Source organism: Bacteroidota bacterium (assembly GCA_005882315.1).
GTDB lineage: Bacteria > Bacteroidota > Bacteroidia > Chitinophagales > Chitinophagaceae > VBAR01.
Map to the genome: position 1 here is coordinate 1,067,823 of VBAR01000001.1, position 15,137 is coordinate 1,082,959.

The following is a 15,137-nucleotide window of genomic DNA, read 5'->3' on the forward strand; positions in this document are numbered from 1 at the left end:
GATTGGCGCAAAAGTAAGGCAGTATGGCATTAAAAAATCAGGCTGTTTAATTTTTTTTTAACGTCTTAGCTCATTGCGGTTCAACAAGTTTTTATTGTTTTCAATAAACATTGAAAACGCATTGTCATAAATCCGTAAACGATAAGAATAATTCTTAATTAAAACAGAGATATTATCAATCAGTGAATGTTTTTTCCGCACTTTTGCCCGCATGTTTGATCGTCTTCAAAAAAAATGGAAAGTAGGTGGCCTTCAACTGATATTGATCCTTTGCACATTCGCTATTGGAGGCAGTGCTACTGGATTTTTAGGCAAAAAAATTATGAACTTACTTGATATCGGGCAGGATTGGATCTGGGGTATTGTTTACATTCTTTTAATATCAATCATCTGGCCTTTAGCTGTTTTGATAATCAGCATTCCTTTGGGTCAATTCCGGTTTTTTCTGAAGTATATCCGTAAGATCGGAAGCAGACTCGGTTTTGGAAAATCAGAATGATCGGGAAAAATCATTTCATCCTCTTCAACTCTGCTTCAGCAGCTATATATCCAAAACTTGCCCATTGATTGCCAGCCACTACTTTTTCAAAAAGCTCTTTTGCTTTTTTCTTCGGCCCTTTTTCTAAATAATAGTTGCCAAGGGCAAATCCGAGTGTGGCATTAGCCGTACTATCCTGCGTTTGTGTTATTTCAACCAGTTTTTTATCATCACCGCTTTTATATAACATTAAGATATCCATGTAGTCACGATTTTCTATCAGGTCCATTTCCGCATTAATTGTTTTCAGCAGATCATCCGCATCTTTCTTTTTTCCTAACCGCAGCATGGTGATATATAACCAGTTGGCTGTAGCCACATACATATCATCTGTATCAGAATTTTCAAGGCATTCGTTATAAGCCTTCAGTGCATTTTTATAATCACCTTTTAAAAAATAAGCCAGCCCGAGATGGTAAAGTGTGTTTGTTTTAAGTGTGCTGGTAGGTAAGTTGCGGGCATTGGGCAATCCATCCTGTTCTATTTCATCCACTTGCTCCTTCAGCATTTCAGCTCCTTTTGAAAGATCGGCTATTGCTTTATCAAAACAACGAACGGTGATATACCGGTGACCACGGTGACGAAGAAATCTGGGGTTCAGCGGATGCTTACTGATCCCGTTTGAAAAAATTTCGATGGCTTCCATGTAATGTCCGAGATAGGCAGTGCGGCGGCCATACCATATTATATTCTCTGCAGAATTGGAGTCGATCGTCAACTTTGATTTGGCTTCAGCCAGTTTCTGCTCATATAGTTTTTTTGTTTCCTCAGAAATTTGAGGAGGCACTATTACAGCACAGGGTTGCTGCTGTGCATAAAAACTTAAGCATGTTGTAATAAATAATAATGAACAGATGAATTGTTTCATACTATTAAGTTAGTGAGTTATTTCAAAACTATATTTGCCCGGTGAAAAAAATTGCTGTTTTTGCTTCAGGAGCTGGTTCGAATGCCGCTAAAATAATTGAAGCTTCATTGCCTGGCAAAGAAGAAGGAAATAGGTCTTTTGAGGTTGCTTTGATCGTTTGCAATAAACCCGGTGCTGGTGTATTAAAAATTGCAGAGCAAAATAATATTCCATCACTTCTTATTGATAAAGAAAAATTTTTTCGTGGCAATGGTTATGTAGATGAATTCAAAGCAGCAGGTATCGATTTTATAATACTGGCGGGCTTTCTCTGGAAATTACCATCCGCCCTTATCAAAGCTTATCCAAGAAAGATCATCAATATTCACCCTGCATTACTGCCAAACTATGGGGGTAAAGGAATGTACGGGCATTTTGTGCATGAAGCAGTAATCGCAAACAAAGAAAAAGAAAGCGGTATCACCATCCATTATGTTGATGAGCTATATGATCATGGCGATATAATTTTCCAGGCCCGCTGCACTGTGATGGAGGATGATACACCGGAGTCCCTTGCATTACGTATTCATATGCTGGAACATAAACATTACCCGGAGATCGTTAAAAAGATAGTTAACTGATCATTTGTGCTTTTGTCGTTACAAATCAACAATTCAACCCCTTACCTGGCCAACTTAACTCAGCATTTGCAATTTCTTTTGTTACTTGCCATATTATAAAACCTGTTTGAACCGCCGCAAATACTATATTACCCTTATTTTACTTTTTGGTATTTTTTCCTCGGCTGCTTTGCATGCACAGTATAAAATAAAAGGAACAGTGTATGATAGCTCCCGCAATTATGGAATGCCCTATGTTACTGTACAAAGCACCAATGGAAAAATTGCCGTATCAGATGGTGATGGTAAATACGAGATCAATGTAGGAGAAAAAGATTCTATCTGGTTTAGTTATTTAAATAAACCAACAGTAAAATATCCTGTGCTTACCATTAAAACTCCTTTACAGTTTGACATTTCGCTGCATGTACCCACCGATATGCTCAAAGAAGTGAAGATAAGAAGCCGCAACTATAAACAGGACTCCGTTCAAAACCGCATTGATTATGCAAAAGCATTTGACTGGGGGAAACCCAAAGTAAGAGCTACTCTTGGCACAACCCCGGGTGCAGCTGTTGGTTTTGACCTGGATGAGATCATTCGCATGTTCCAGTTCCGAAAAAATAAAAGCTGGGCATCATTCCAGAAAAGACTGGAAGCAGAAGAAAAAGAAAAGTTTATTGACTACCGTTTCAATAAAGGTTTGGTACTCCGTTTAACGGGATTGAATGGTGCAGCAAGGGATAGTTTTATGATGCGCTGCAGACCTAGCTACCAGTATTGCCTGATGACAAATGATTACGAGTTCCAGCTCTTCATTAAAAACTGTTATGAAGAATACAAACTGGAAAAACTCTCCGGTGACCTGAAGTTGGAAGACAGGAAATCTTTTATACCGTAACTTTCCCGACAGAGAAAAGCATTAACTTTCTGTGCTTAACACTTCATTACTATAATGAGCAACCAACTGCACAATGAACTTCGCAGAGAATTCCAACTTGAAAGAATGATCTTATTCAGTGATGCTGTATTTGCAATTGCCATTACATTATTAGTTATTGAAATAAAAATACCTGAAGAACATGAATCTGTTTCTGATAAAAAGTTACTGTATGCATTAGGTCATCTTATCCCAAAATTCATCGGCTTTTTTATCAGCTTTATGCTAATCGGCATTTACTGGACCGTTCACCACCGCATGTTTGGATTTGTTACGAATTATACCCGTAAACTTTTATTAATCAACCTGGTCTTTCTTTTTTTTGTGGCACTCATGCCTTTCAGTACCGGCTTTTACAGTGAGTATGCCGGACCAGATATGATGCGTCATCAGCTAAAAGTGCCGCTTACATTTTATGTACTGAATTTTTGTTGTGTTGGGTTTGTCAATTACCTGATGTGGGTGTATATCACCAATCCTAAAAATAAAGTAGCAGAACCTCCAATTGATCCAATGACTGCAAAAGCTTCAAAACTCAGGGCTTTTGTTGTTCCGTTTATTTTTTTAATTATGATCCCTGTTGCTTATCTCACGAATGTTCTTTTTGCTGTTTATATCCCGATGCTGATCCCGATCGTACTTTTTATAGTTCGAAAACGAATTAAGAAAAAATATTCCTGATATATATCAAAACCGATAATTATGAAAAAGAGTTTCTTCCTGTTGTTGACAATTGTTCTTTTCACAGGATATACGTTCTCCCAAAATGGCATCAGTGCATTCGCAAAACCAAAAACCACATCTCTTCAAGCTGCCAAACCGGAATCAGTTGGTTTTTCATCCGAACGTTTAAAAAGAATTGATGAAAATATCAATGCCTGGATAAAAGACGGAAGGCTAAATGGGTGTGTAGCATTGATCATTCGAAATGGGAAAATTATTTACGATAAAGCCTTCGGCTATGATGACCTGGAAAAAACAAAGCCCATACAGACAAATAGTATTTACCGGATTGCTTCGCAAACTAAAGCTATTACCAGCACTGCTGTGATGATGTTGTATGAAGAAGGAAAATTTTTACTGGACGATCCTATTTCAAGATACATACCTGAATTTGCCAAGCAACAAGTGCTTGATAAATTCAATGCAGCTGACACAACGTATACAACGGTACCCGCAAAAACAGAAGTTACTATCCGGCAATTACTCACTCACACCTCTGGCATCAGTTATCCTCAAATTGGAACCAAAGAAGCCAATGCGATTTATTATAAAGCCGGTTTAGTAGCAGGTATCGGTGTTGAAAAAGGAAGACTACTTGCTGACGACGTAAAAACAATTGCAAAAATGCCGTTGCTGCACCAGCCAGGAGAAAAATTCACCTATGGCTTTAATGCAGATATCTTAGGCCGTCTTGTTGAAGTACTATCAGGAATAAGTCTCGATGAGTTTTTCAGAAAAAGAATATTTGAACCATTAGGTATGAATGATACTTATTTTTATTTACCCGCATCCAAACATGATCGTCTTGTTAATCTTTATGAAGAAAAAAACCTGAAGCTTGTAAAAGCAGATAACCAGATACAAACAAATGGTGTGTTTATTACTGATTATCCGAAGCTGGAAGGAACATTTTTTTCGGGTGGAGCTGGGCTTTCCTCCACAGTACTTGACTATGCAATTTTTTTACAAATGATTTTGAATGGTGGCGAGTATAACGGAAAACGTTTTTTGTCAAGAAACACTGTCCGCATGATGGTGATGAACCAGATTGGCGACATCAGCAGGGGCGCCAATAAATTTGGATTAGGTTTTGGAATAACCACGGATAAAGGAAGTGCCCTGTTACCAACACCAGAAGGTGTCTTTGAATGGGGTGGCGCATTTTCTACTACTTACTGGGCCGATCCAAAAGAAAATCTTATCGGAATTTTTTATCGCCAGCTATGGAATTCAACGATTGGAGAAATAGCGAATAAATATAAAGTGCTGGTGTACCAGGCACTTGAATAATTACAAAACACATAAAACTATTACATGAAAAAATTAATTGTATTCTTTTTCGCTTTTCATTTTGCATTTATAGTTGTGTTTTCACAACAGTCAACACCATCATTTATAAAAGACAGTATTGATGATTATGTTGATAAGGCTTTGATAGAATGGAAAATCCCTGGCGTAGCTGTATGCGTTGTAAGAGATGGTAAGATCGAACTCATGAGGGGTTATGGTGTAAAAGAACTGGGAACTGATGATGAAGTAGATGAGAACACTTTGTTTATGATCGGCAGTAACAGTAAAGCGTTTACTGCAACTGCATTGGCTATTCTTGATAATGAAAAAAAACTAAGTCTTGATGATAAAGTGCAAAAGTGGTTACCTGATTTTAAACTATACGATCCATGGGTGGCAAAAGAAGCGATGATAAGAGACCTGTTATGTCATCGTCTGGGTTTTGAAACTTTCCAGGGAGATTTTATGTTCTTCGATTCTGATCTTACAACAGCAGAAATGCGTGAACGTTTTGGCAGGCTAAAACCTTTGTATGGTTTTCGCAGCAAATGGGGTTATACAAATGCTGCATTCATGACCGCCGGTGAGATCATTCCAAAAGTAACGGGCAAGACATGGGCAGAATATCTTAAAGAAAAAATTTTTACTCCATTGGGCATGAATAACACTCTTGCTCTGGCGAAAGATATTCCAACAGCTGAGAATAAAGCATCCGCACATACTGTATGGAGGGGAGAGCTTAAAAAAGTTCCGTATGGAAAAATAGATGCATTGGCTCCGGCCGGTGCTATTTCTTCCAGTATAAACGATTTGAGCAAATGGGTAATGGCACAACTAAACAAAGGAAAGATCGGTGATGCTCAAATCATTCCTGCAAATGTTATTGCAAGAACATGGGCACCGAATTCCATTTTAGGCAATGGAGGCTCGCAGTTTAATACAGGACATTTTGCATTGTATGGACTTGGTTGGTTCCTTGAAGAATACAACGGAAAAAAAATCGTGAGTCATACCGGTGGTGTAAATGGATTTGTAACCAGCGTTACATTGATACCGGAAGAAAAACTTGGCATTATTGTTTTAACCAACACGGATGCTAATGCTTTTTATGAGGCATTAAAATGGGAGATCATGGATGCTTATATGAATTTGCCTTACCGCAACTACAGCAACCTTATGCTGTCAAATCAAAAAGCCGGTGATGCTGAAATGGAAAAAATGTTAACTGCAAAAAGAGATACCATCAATACCAAACCGAAAACTGCGTTACCGCTCGCATCTTATGCCGGCGAATACATACATGATATATATGGGAAGATGAATATTAAAATTGAAAATGGCGAACTCATCATGCGGTTCGAACATCACAAAGGCCGCTTCAGTAAACTTGAAGCATTAGGAGGCAATCGTTTTTTAAGTACATGGAATGATCCTTTATATGGTGTAAAAGTTTTACCCTTCACAGTCCAGAATGGAAAAGTAAAATCATTAACAGTTCGGGTAGCGGATTTTGTAGAGTTTACTCCGTATGAGTTTAAAAAAATAAAGTAGGCCCGTTATTTTCTTTTGATAAAATAAAGCTGAAGTAAATAAATGAATGCCCCGGCCAATAAAAAAATTAATGCATTACGCAGCTCACTTGTTTTTGCCGTTGACAACAACCATAAAGAAAGCAGAATGCCAACCGCTGCAATGATATTCCCATACGGTACTTTATAAAAACCGGTTTGATCTTTCATCACTCTTCGTAACTGAATTAATGATGCACAACCAACTAGATAATAAGTAACCCGTATGATAGCAGAGATCGTTAACGCAGAAATAAATGTCCATGAAACAGCTACAGCAAATGCAACAACCGACACAGCAAGTATGGACGATGTAGGTGTTTTATATGTTGGGTGCACATAAGAGAATAATGCAGGAAACTGTTTTTCTTCACTCAATGCAAAAGGCATTCGTGAACCACCAAGAATAATCACCATTAAAGTTCCAAGAATAGAAACAACAGCCCCAATCGTTATTAATAACCCGCCTCCATTTCCCATAAAACCAACAGCCGCATCAGCTAAAGGTTTGCTTGATGATGCAAGTGTTGGCAATGTACCCATACTCACCACTTGTATCAATATATAAAAAAATGCAACCACTGCGGTTGCTGTTAATAATGCGAATGGCAATGTCTTTGCCGGGTTTTTTATTTCACCGGATGTAATGAGTACTGTTTCAAACCCGCCGAATGCAAACACAAGCAATAAAACTGAATTGGAAAATTCATCTAATGTTGGTGTGTGTTTAACAGTAAATAGCGAAGGCTGCAGATAAAATAAACCAACAATGATAAAAACTGCAAGTGGCAACAGTTTTGAAACTGTAAAAAAATTACTGACTGCTGCCAGGTTTTTTACACCAATATGATTCACATAAAAAATACCGGTTGTTATCGCCAGCATAATTGCAACTCTTACATAAGGCTCGCTGAGTTGCGGCGAAAAAAATGAGAGATAAGTTGGAACAAGATTTATTAATGTAGCATAAGTAAAAATTCTTGACAGCAGTAATAACCAACCCAACAAAAAAGCTGGAAATCTTCCGAAGGATGCCAATGTATAAATATAGGGCCCGCCTGTTTTATCAAACCGACTGCTTACTTCTGCAAAACATAAAATAAAAATGAGTACAACAGCGGCGCATGCAAAAAATGCGGCGACACTATACACTCCTGATGATGGAAGTATTTTTGATGGCAGTCCAAAAATACCGGCGCCGATAATGCTGTTAATTGTCATCAGAACTAAATCCCATTTTTGTATTCCGCGGTTGAGCATGTTGTTAGTTAAGATGATATTCCGCTTTGATCAGTTGAATCAATTCAATTGCAGCCATTTTCATTTCGATTTCTGCTTTCATCAATCCTTGTTTTGTATTCCGGATGTAAGAAACCATACCTGCCAGGCGTAATAACGTTTTGGAATCATAAGTTAATAACGGGGGATTATTCTCCGGTCTTGCAATAGTGTTGTCAGGATTTACAATACCATTAAATGTGACGGGATGAAAAATATCGATCGCCATTTTCCGGTATTCATCAGATTCATTTGATTCGATACCATTCAAATAATCAATAAAAACGGTACGGTTATAATATTCAATAATTGCTTTGGAAACTTTTTGATTCCTGATGAGCCTGAAACCACCGGAGCTTTTCATTTGCTGTATGGTAAAATCATGCAATGCCAGCCGCACACTGCGTGAAGCCCTGCGGCCAAGGTAGTATAAATCACTGCCGTGTTCTTTTATAGCATCACTTGTTAATAGTTTAATAAGCGTATCATTCCTTTTAAGGTGGCCGTCAAATTCGTTAATAGTTTCAGAGAGTGTACCAGTATCTTCATGCAGATCTTCCAGCAGGCCATGAATGTATTGCTTCTCTTTATCCTTTTCTATTTTATGTTCCAATTGATACTCTGCCAGGAAACCACAGAACACAGCAAGGAATAACATTAAAAATTCCCAGAAATAATGCGTCCATTTTTTTCTTGGAGTATGTGTGTGGGCATGTACTTCCATTTAAATATATTAAAGGTGATATTGTTGTTTAAGTAATTCGATCAGCTTTTCTGCTTTTTCTTTTAATGCCTTTCCTCTTTGTGTGTTTCCCAAACTACTTAATGATATGTATTGTACCTGGAAGGCAACATTATTAATTGTTATAGGGTTCTCTGTTATTAATTGCGGGTTAGTGGTGGGTCTTACAAATTTAAAATTGGAGTCTATAACTTTGTAAAGTTCATTAGCATTAAAAACTGATCCCCCTATTTCCCGAAAAGTGGTTCTTATTCTCGTATCAGATTCATCCCACTCTCTCAATTCTTTAACGGATGCATCGTATGCCAATATGTTATTGATAATATTTTCATTTTTTATTAATCGGAGATTACCGGCATTTTTTAATTGTTGCATCGTTCCATCTGTACTTATAAATGGAGGAGAATTATAAACATGCCGGGCAAAAAAATAAGTCTCATTTCCGAATTGTTTGTGCATATCAGTACTTAACAATAGTACTAATGAATCCATCATGATCCTTTTTCCCTTTCTTAAATTAATATAGGACTCAAGATGAGCGGTATCTGTTTCCAGATCCTGGATCAGCGATTCAACATATTTTTGTTCCCGCTGATGCTCTATCACATGTTCTAACTTGTATTCAGCTAAAAATCCACAGAAAACAGCAAGGAATAACATAAGAAACTCCCAGAAATAATGAGTCCATTTTTTTCTTGGAGTATGAGTGTGGCTATGTACTTCCATAATTTTAATTTACGCTTAAATATAAATACCAATTATCAAAGCAAGGGCACAAACTATAGTGAGCATTACCAGCAGCGGCGTGATGAACTTCAGCCATGCTTTATAACTCACATTTACTAAGGCCAGTGATGGCAGTATTAAACCAGTTGGTGCAATAAAAGACATGATACACATTCCATACATGTATGCATTTACAATTTCCCGGCCCGGTATATTTACGATCAAAGCCAGCCCGCCAATGATCGGTATTGTTAACACCGCCATACCTGAACTGGATTGTATAAACAGCGAGAAGAAAAAATAGAAGACCAGCAACAATAGTATAAACAATGCAGGCTGAATTCCCTGCACAGCGTTAGCTGTATAAAAAAGTATAGAGTCGCTAATATGCCCTTCATTTAAAACAATAGTAACACCTCTTGCAACACCAATAATAAATGCCACAGAGAGTAAGCTTTCTGCGCCTTTAATAAATTCATGAGTAAATGTTTTTTCATTCATCCGGGTTATAACTGCGATTAGTATGGATGAACCCAGGAACAAGGTTGCCATTTCCAGTGCCCACCATTTTAAAAACACTACGCCACCAATCATGGTAAGAAATGTGAGTATGTAGATCAGCAGCAATAGTTTTGTTTTTAATTCCAGCACTGGTACTGTTGTTGCAGTATTCACATTTATATCATAGGGTGGTTTTACAACGCCATCCATTTTTAATACCAGCGAGGCGGATGGATCTTTTTTTACTTTTGCTGCATACCTTAATATATACCATACAAACAGCCCGGTAATAATTACCCAGAGTATTAATCGTGCAGTAAGCCCATCCAGCCAGTTTATACCAGCAGCATTAGATGCAATGATGGTGGAGAAAGGATTTGAAAAAGCAGCAATACAACCCAGCGATGTTCCACCAAAAATGATGGCAAGAGGAACCAGCACATCATAACCTGCTGCTAAAAAAAGTGGAACGAGTATGGGATAAAAAACCAGGGCTTCCTCGGCCATGCCATAGGATGCAGCGAAAAAAGAAAGCAGGGCGGTTAAAATTATAATTAGTAATGACTCTTTTCCTTTCATCGTATAAGAAAGCCAGGTGATACCTTTTACCATGGCCCCGGTTTCATTAAATACATACATGAAACCACCGATGATCAGTACGAACAGAATAATATCGATGCTGTCATAAATTCCTTTGATCGGCGCTTGTAAAACGTTTATAAATCCTTGACCATTCCTCTCTTGCTTGGTAAAACTGCCTGGTATTGAAACCGGTTTTCGTATATCACCATCAATAAATTTTTGAAGTGATATGCGTATGCTTAAACTATCTAATGTTTTCTGCGTAAGCGGAAGTGTTGTCTCTCCGGATGGCATCGTCACAACAAAAGACTGACCATTGCCAACTGATATCTTATTGTATTGCCCGGCAGGCAAAAGCCATGTTGCAATAGCAGCAAGAACAATTACAATCATTAATATGGGAATAGGACCCGGAAAAGATTTTTTATTCGGCATAGTATTAGTTCGGTGAGCTTGTGTTGCTGCTTATCCGTATTTTTCAGCCATACAGAAATGATTAAACTAAAATGGGTGGCGGATAAATTGGTAGTGTTCCCGGGATACAGCAGTTAGTATAAAAACGATAAAGAAATGAATGTACGTTAAGAAAACCAGATTATGTTATTTTCGTATATCAACCGGAATCTATGAAGCAATGGCTTTTTGTTTTATTTCTTTTAATAACCCTTGCATCTTCTGCACAGAAGAAAAGAGTACCGGCACAAACTGGGAATGACCCCGAACGAATAAGGGCATTATTAGTAATCCTTGCGGCCGATACTATGCAGCAGAGTGTACATTGGCCCAATATCACACCCAAAGATTTTTTAGATAACCTGAAACGTAATATCAGGTATCCGCTAAAAATTAGTACAGGAAAAAGCACCAATTTCTGCGGTTATGGTGCAGTAACTTATACTTGCTTAAAAAATGAACCACTACGATATGCTGAATGTATGTTGAGTTTGTACAGAAATGGTGAAGCCTATTATAGGAATATAAAACTGGCTCCTTCCGAAACAATAAAAAAAGAGGCCGGGCTTATGACTTACCAGGGCGACCTCGATATTAATCCTGCTGACCAGGTTTGGTTTTTGAGTTTAGCGCATCGCTTTAAAGGTTATCTTAATTTTTTTAATCAGCGTTATAGCAAGGGAGATGAGAATACAATGTGGGCTTCAACTAATCTTGCTAAATTCAACAAGATGCTTCGCAAACTCTGCAAGTATAAGGTAAGTTCGAAAGGTTCCGATATTATCAGGCCTAGCATTAAAGATCTGCCGGGTTTTTTAAAAGAAAAACTAGCAGGTGGCGAAGTGTATATGTACCTGAATAATGCATTGCTTCGAAAGAAAAATCATAACCGGGTAAAAAAAAGAATACCTACCCATTATGTGGCACTTACTGAAATAAATTATGACGATAATCGTGTTGTTATTAAATACTGGGACGGAGGTTATAAGACACTAAAAGAGGTTTCGCCAGGTACCTTAAAACACATCATCTATGGTGTTTCATGGGTTATGTATAAGGAGAAAACAGATGAATAGACAGAACGATATTTTTATTTTTCTTATCGCTTCGATAAGTTTTGTTTCCTGTACGGTTTCTAAAACTTATCCGAAAGAATACTATGAGCAGCACCGGACGACGATGCATGAAATAGAAAAGCAATATGGTAAAATAACAGAACAAAAACCGATTGCTATTGCTTTCTATGATCTGGATTATAATGATCTCTCCATCGAAATGAAAACAGATACTGTACGCTATATCTATGAGTTTGAGTACGGTGAAAAAAGAATAAATGATTCATTATTGAAGTACGGGTATGATACAACCCTTACACAACAGCTGATACAAAATATGCGATCCATTGGTTGTTCCTGGATCAATACGCTGGATTATTATACTGATGGGAGAAAAAAGTTGCTGATTTTTATGTCTGCCCCTGTAAAACAGTTTAGTCTTTTTCCACTGTTACAAAAAAGAAAATATTACCTCTTTCATTTTTATGAGCAGCCGCAATATTATGATGAAGAGGGGAGGCTACTGGAGAAAAAAAAGCTCAAAAAGTTAAGAAAGGTCAGCGGTGAAGTGTTCTGGCGGATAAATGATAAAGTGTGTTATACTATTTCTGAAAAATTCAGATGATTATTTTTTCTCCAGTTCCTCAATTGTTTTCTTAGCACTGGCTAACCGTATCTGTTTATTTTTCTCCACTAATTTATGTGTAGCCCATTTTTCTAATTTATGATGCAACGGCACCAATAATGCAGCAATACAAACGAGTGCCAGTAACATCAAGACAGGAGAATGATGAGTAATGCTTTCTAAAAAAGGATGAAGCAATAAGTTTAAAAACTCAAATACTAATAATAAAGCCACAACGCCGAGAAACTGAATGAGTTTTGTATTAGTAATATGGCGGCGGCTAAGCATTAAAAACAAAATGATAAAACTTATGATACCCAGGGCCAATAAGGCGTATTGAATATTTTGTTTGCGCCTTTGTTCCTCTTCTGTTTTTTTTGCTTCTTCTTCTATCAATCTTATCTGCTCATTAAAAGCAAGCGACTGAATTTTGTTGATATTGTTCTGGCTGAAGATCTGCGCATTAATGCTTGCTTCCATTCTTGAGTAATAATAAGCGCTGTCTTTATTATGCAACGAGTCAAAAATCCGCCGCATAAACCCTGCAGCGGCCAGTTTCACATTGTTGTTGCTATTTGATTCTCCAAGAGTGAACAACTGTTTTGCCTGCACCATGGCTTCTGGTATGTTCCCTTTACTTAACAAAGCGGGAATATAATAATTGCTAAACTTCAATTTTATAGGAATCATTTTAACAGAATCAGAAATTGCAATTACCTTTTTGATATAAACATCTGCAAGTTCATTTTCATCTGACAATGTATAGGCGTCTGCAATTGATGCCAGTGCATTAAACCGTTGAGCAATGCTGTTTACTCTGCGGCTGGTCTCATAGAAAGCCTGGGAAAAATATAATGCAGAATCCGGCTGCTTTGCCGATAAATACCAGGTTGCCATGCCACGTTGATATTGTAACAGCATAAAATCATACAAGGGGTGTGATTTATCAGGTAAGTCATCGCCTCCCTTGCGTACATATTGAACCGCCGCTTTATTATTTTGAAGGGCATAATAAGCTAAGGAAATATCAAAATCTAATGAACTAATTCTTCGTTTGTTATTTGCTTTCTCTGCCAATGGAAGGGCTTTAAAATAATATTCTAACGCAGTAGCGTTATCGCCTTTTGTAAAAGAGAAGTAAGAACCGATCCAGTTATAACTGGCGGCAAGCAGTGAATCATTCTTCAATTGCTGTGCTATCTGAAGTAACCGGACACATTCAGCAGAATCTATATTGCCGCCACGGATAAAGCTTTGATTTTCTAAAATTTTTGTAAGCAGATTAAATCCCTCAAGAGGGTTGGTGGTATTAGCTAAAACAGTTTTTAAACTATCTGCATATTTATTTTGTGCAAAAGCAACTTGTATACTGGCAACAAAGCAAAAGAGGATTATTAGTTTTCTCATAAATCAATCAGTTTGTTCAATTCCATTTTTGTAAAATTTTACAAAAAAGGAATCCTTGTTTATTTCACCCGGTTATATTTCTTCAGCACATCAATCACTAGTTTATGCGGCAATGCATACGATTTGTTGCCATTAATTCCTTCCATTGTTTCCGCCGCTACCATCGCATTGATAATAGCTTCTTCCGTTGCCTGTATGGTTGCCTCAAACAAAGGATTGATCTCGTCATTGGGTAATGATTCAACTTTTGTAAAATTTGCCCGTTGAAAAGCAGTTGGATTAGCAGTAGAAAAAGCAATAAAAATATCTCCCGAACCATTTGTTCCCTGTCCGCCAACCAGCCCGATGCCTAATGAAACCCGTTGCACAACTCTTTTTAACTGGTGTGGTAATAATGGCGCATCGGTGGCAACTACTACTATGATAGATCCATCACCAGCCTGGTAAGATGGAGGTGCTTTGAATTCATTATTTAAAGTATCTATTAATTCTTTACCAACTGGCACGCCGGCAATAGTGAGATTTCTTTTTCTGCCGAAATTGGATTGCACAAACACACCCAGTGTATATATCGAATCTCTTATTTTTATAACTCTTGATGAAGTACCGGAACCACCTTTAAATCCTAAACACATCATACCGGTGCCTCCTCCTACATTTCCTTCTTTAATGAAACCACTCTTTGCACTGTCTAAAGCCTCAAAAGCGTTACTTTCTTTTACATGAAAACCATAAATATCATTTAGGAAACCATCATAAGTTTCTGCAACAAGAGGATAAGTGTACCAGAAGTCCTCTTTATACCAACCTTTTTTCACGTACCATTTTAATACAGCATCTCTTACTGTGCCTACACTATTGGTATTGGTGATCATAACGGGGCCTTCTAAAAATCCGGATTCAGTTAACCATGTTGTTCCGGTCATTTCACCATTTCCATTTAAAGTGTACCAGTTTGCATAAACAGGATTGTTGTTTCCGCCTCTTGGCAAAATAGCAGTAACACCTGTACGTACCGGGCCTTTTCCTCTTATATTTTTTCCTTCCCCTGAAATGATCGTGCTATATCCAACTTCAACACCTTTTACATCAGTAATAGCATTGAACTTTCCTGGTGTGCCGTCAAAAGGAATTCCGATATCTCTTGCACGGGGTTTTTGTGCATGAATTAAAATTTGAATGAGGAGTAATAAAACGAGTAGCGATAATTTTTTCATTGTACTTATTTTAAAATTCAATTAA

At 37.6% G+C, this 15,137-nt stretch carries 15 protein-coding genes; 8 read left to right on the top strand and 7 right to left on the bottom strand.

The annotated features are described in order from the left end of the window. The first annotated feature begins 211 nt into the window (after nt 1-211). Entirely contained in the window at nt 212-499 is a 288-nt protein-coding gene (locus E6H07_04355) for a hypothetical protein (GenBank protein TMI65159.1), read from the top strand. A 10-nt stretch (nt 500-509) separates the two neighbouring features. Here E6H07_04355 and E6H07_04360 read toward each other — a convergent pair whose 3' ends face one another. After that, nucleotides 510-1,406 (bottom strand): tetratricopeptide repeat protein, encoded by an 897-nt coding sequence (locus tag E6H07_04360; GenBank protein ID TMI65160.1) that lies wholly within the window; start codon nt 1,404-1,406, stop codon nt 510-512. A 41-nt stretch (nt 1,407-1,447) separates the two neighbouring features. Between E6H07_04360 and purN the strand changes: the two genes are divergently transcribed. The 5 genes from purN to E6H07_04385 all read left to right on the top strand — a co-directional run bounded on the left by purN (nt 1,448) and on the right by E6H07_04385 (nt 6,509). After that, complete coding sequence (gene purN, locus E6H07_04365) at nt 1,448-2,026, top strand: phosphoribosylglycinamide formyltransferase (protein TMI65161.1); 579 nt, start codon at nt 1,448-1,450, stop codon at nt 2,024-2,026. A 106-nt stretch (nt 2,027-2,132) separates the two neighbouring features. After that, nucleotides 2,133-2,906, top strand: coding sequence for a carboxypeptidase-like regulatory domain-containing protein (locus E6H07_04370; protein TMI65162.1), 774 nt, complete (start codon nt 2,133-2,135; stop codon nt 2,904-2,906). Nucleotides 2,907-2,960: 54 nt separating this feature from the next. Continuing rightward, a complete protein-coding gene (locus tag E6H07_04375; protein ID TMI65163.1) occupies nt 2,961-3,626 on the top strand; it encodes a DUF1211 domain-containing protein in 666 nt (221 codons plus the stop codon). Between the two features lie 21 nt (nt 3,627-3,647). Continuing rightward, entirely contained in the window at nt 3,648-4,958 is a 1,311-nt protein-coding gene (locus E6H07_04380) for a beta-lactamase family protein (GenBank protein TMI65164.1), read from the top strand. Between the two features lie 24 nt (nt 4,959-4,982). Continuing rightward, nucleotides 4,983-6,509 (top strand): serine hydrolase, encoded by a 1,527-nt coding sequence (locus tag E6H07_04385; protein TMI65165.1) that lies wholly within the window; start codon nt 4,983-4,985, stop codon nt 6,507-6,509. 5 nt (nt 6,510-6,514) lie between these two features. On the opposite strand, the gene E6H07_04390 is transcribed toward E6H07_04385, so the two are convergent. Genes E6H07_04390 through E6H07_04405 form a run of 4 tightly spaced genes read right to left on the bottom strand, consistent with a single transcriptional unit; the run spans nt 6,515 to nt 10,790 of the window. Further along, nucleotides 6,515-7,786: an amino acid permease gene (locus E6H07_04390; protein ID TMI65166.1), complete on the bottom strand. Its 1,272-nt coding sequence runs from the start codon at nt 7,784-7,786 to the stop codon at nt 6,515-6,517. 4 nt (nt 7,787-7,790) lie between these two features. After that, the gene (locus tag E6H07_04395; protein ID TMI65167.1) at nt 7,791-8,528 is read right to left on the bottom strand and encodes a hypothetical protein; all 738 of its coding nucleotides are present in this window, start codon (nt 8,526-8,528) and stop codon (nt 7,791-7,793) included. A gap of 9 nt (nt 8,529-8,537) precedes the next feature. Then, nucleotides 8,538-9,272, bottom strand: coding sequence for a hypothetical protein (locus E6H07_04400; GenBank protein TMI65168.1), 735 nt, complete (start codon nt 9,270-9,272; stop codon nt 8,538-8,540). 15 nt (nt 9,273-9,287) lie between these two features. Next, nucleotides 9,288-10,790, bottom strand: coding sequence for a YfcC family protein (locus E6H07_04405; GenBank protein TMI65169.1), 1,503 nt, complete (start codon nt 10,788-10,790; stop codon nt 9,288-9,290). Between the two features lie 191 nt (nt 10,791-10,981). On the opposite strand from E6H07_04405, the gene E6H07_04410 reads away from it, so the two are divergent. Continuing rightward, nucleotides 10,982-11,884 (top strand): hypothetical protein, encoded by a 903-nt coding sequence (locus E6H07_04410; protein ID TMI65170.1) that lies wholly within the window; start codon nt 10,982-10,984, stop codon nt 11,882-11,884. Beyond that, nucleotides 11,877-12,488 (top strand): hypothetical protein, encoded by a 612-nt coding sequence (locus E6H07_04415; protein ID TMI65171.1) that lies wholly within the window; start codon nt 11,877-11,879, stop codon nt 12,486-12,488. Before E6H07_04410 ends, E6H07_04415 begins: the two co-directional genes overlap by 8 nt. On the opposite strand, the gene E6H07_04420 is transcribed toward E6H07_04415, so the two are convergent. Continuing rightward, nucleotides 12,489-13,895 (bottom strand): hypothetical protein, encoded by a 1,407-nt coding sequence (locus E6H07_04420; protein TMI65172.1) that lies wholly within the window; start codon nt 13,893-13,895, stop codon nt 12,489-12,491. A gap of 59 nt (nt 13,896-13,954) precedes the next feature. Then, nucleotides 13,955-15,112, bottom strand: a complete 1,158-nt coding sequence (locus tag E6H07_04425; GenBank protein ID TMI65173.1) for a P1 family peptidase — start codon at nt 15,110-15,112, stop codon at nt 13,955-13,957. Nucleotides 15,113-15,137 lie beyond the last annotated feature (25 nt).

Excerpts from the sequence above, each read along its gene's own strand:
- E6H07_04400 (TMI65168.1), bottom strand. The coding sequence starts at position 9,272 with ATGGAAGTACATAGCCACACTCATACTCCAAGAAAAAAATGGACTCAT.
- E6H07_04380 (TMI65164.1), top strand. The coding sequence starts at position 3,648 with ATGAAAAAGAGTTTCTTCCTGTTGTTGACAATTGTTCTTTTCACAGGA.
- E6H07_04385 (TMI65165.1), top strand. The coding sequence starts at position 4,983 with ATGAAAAAATTAATTGTATTCTTTTTCGCTTTTCATTTTGCATTTATA.
- E6H07_04425 (TMI65173.1), bottom strand. The coding sequence starts at position 15,112 with ATGAAAAAATTATCGCTACTCGTTTTATTACTCCTCATTCAAATTTTA.
- E6H07_04355 (TMI65159.1), top strand. The coding sequence starts at position 212 with ATGTTTGATCGTCTTCAAAAAAAATGGAAAGTAGGTGGCCTTCAACTG.
- E6H07_04395 (TMI65167.1), bottom strand. The coding sequence starts at position 8,528 with ATGGAAGTACATGCCCACACACATACTCCAAGAAAAAAATGGACGCAT.
- E6H07_04375 (TMI65163.1), top strand. The coding sequence starts at position 2,961 with ATGAGCAACCAACTGCACAATGAACTTCGCAGAGAATTCCAACTTGAA.
- E6H07_04420 (TMI65172.1), bottom strand. The coding sequence starts at position 13,895 with ATGAGAAAACTAATAATCCTCTTTTGCTTTGTTGCCAGTATACAAGTT.
- E6H07_04405 (TMI65169.1), bottom strand. The coding sequence starts at position 10,790 with ATGCCGAATAAAAAATCTTTTCCGGGTCCTATTCCCATATTAATGATT.
- E6H07_04390 (TMI65166.1), bottom strand. The coding sequence starts at position 7,786 with ATGCTCAACCGCGGAATACAAAAATGGGATTTAGTTCTGATGACAATT.
- E6H07_04410 (TMI65170.1), top strand. The coding sequence starts at position 10,982 with ATGAAGCAATGGCTTTTTGTTTTATTTCTTTTAATAACCCTTGCATCT.
- E6H07_04360 (TMI65160.1), bottom strand. The coding sequence starts at position 1,406 with ATGAAACAATTCATCTGTTCATTATTATTTATTACAACATGCTTAAGT.
- E6H07_04415 (TMI65171.1), top strand. The coding sequence starts at position 11,877 with ATGAATAGACAGAACGATATTTTTATTTTTCTTATCGCTTCGATAAGT.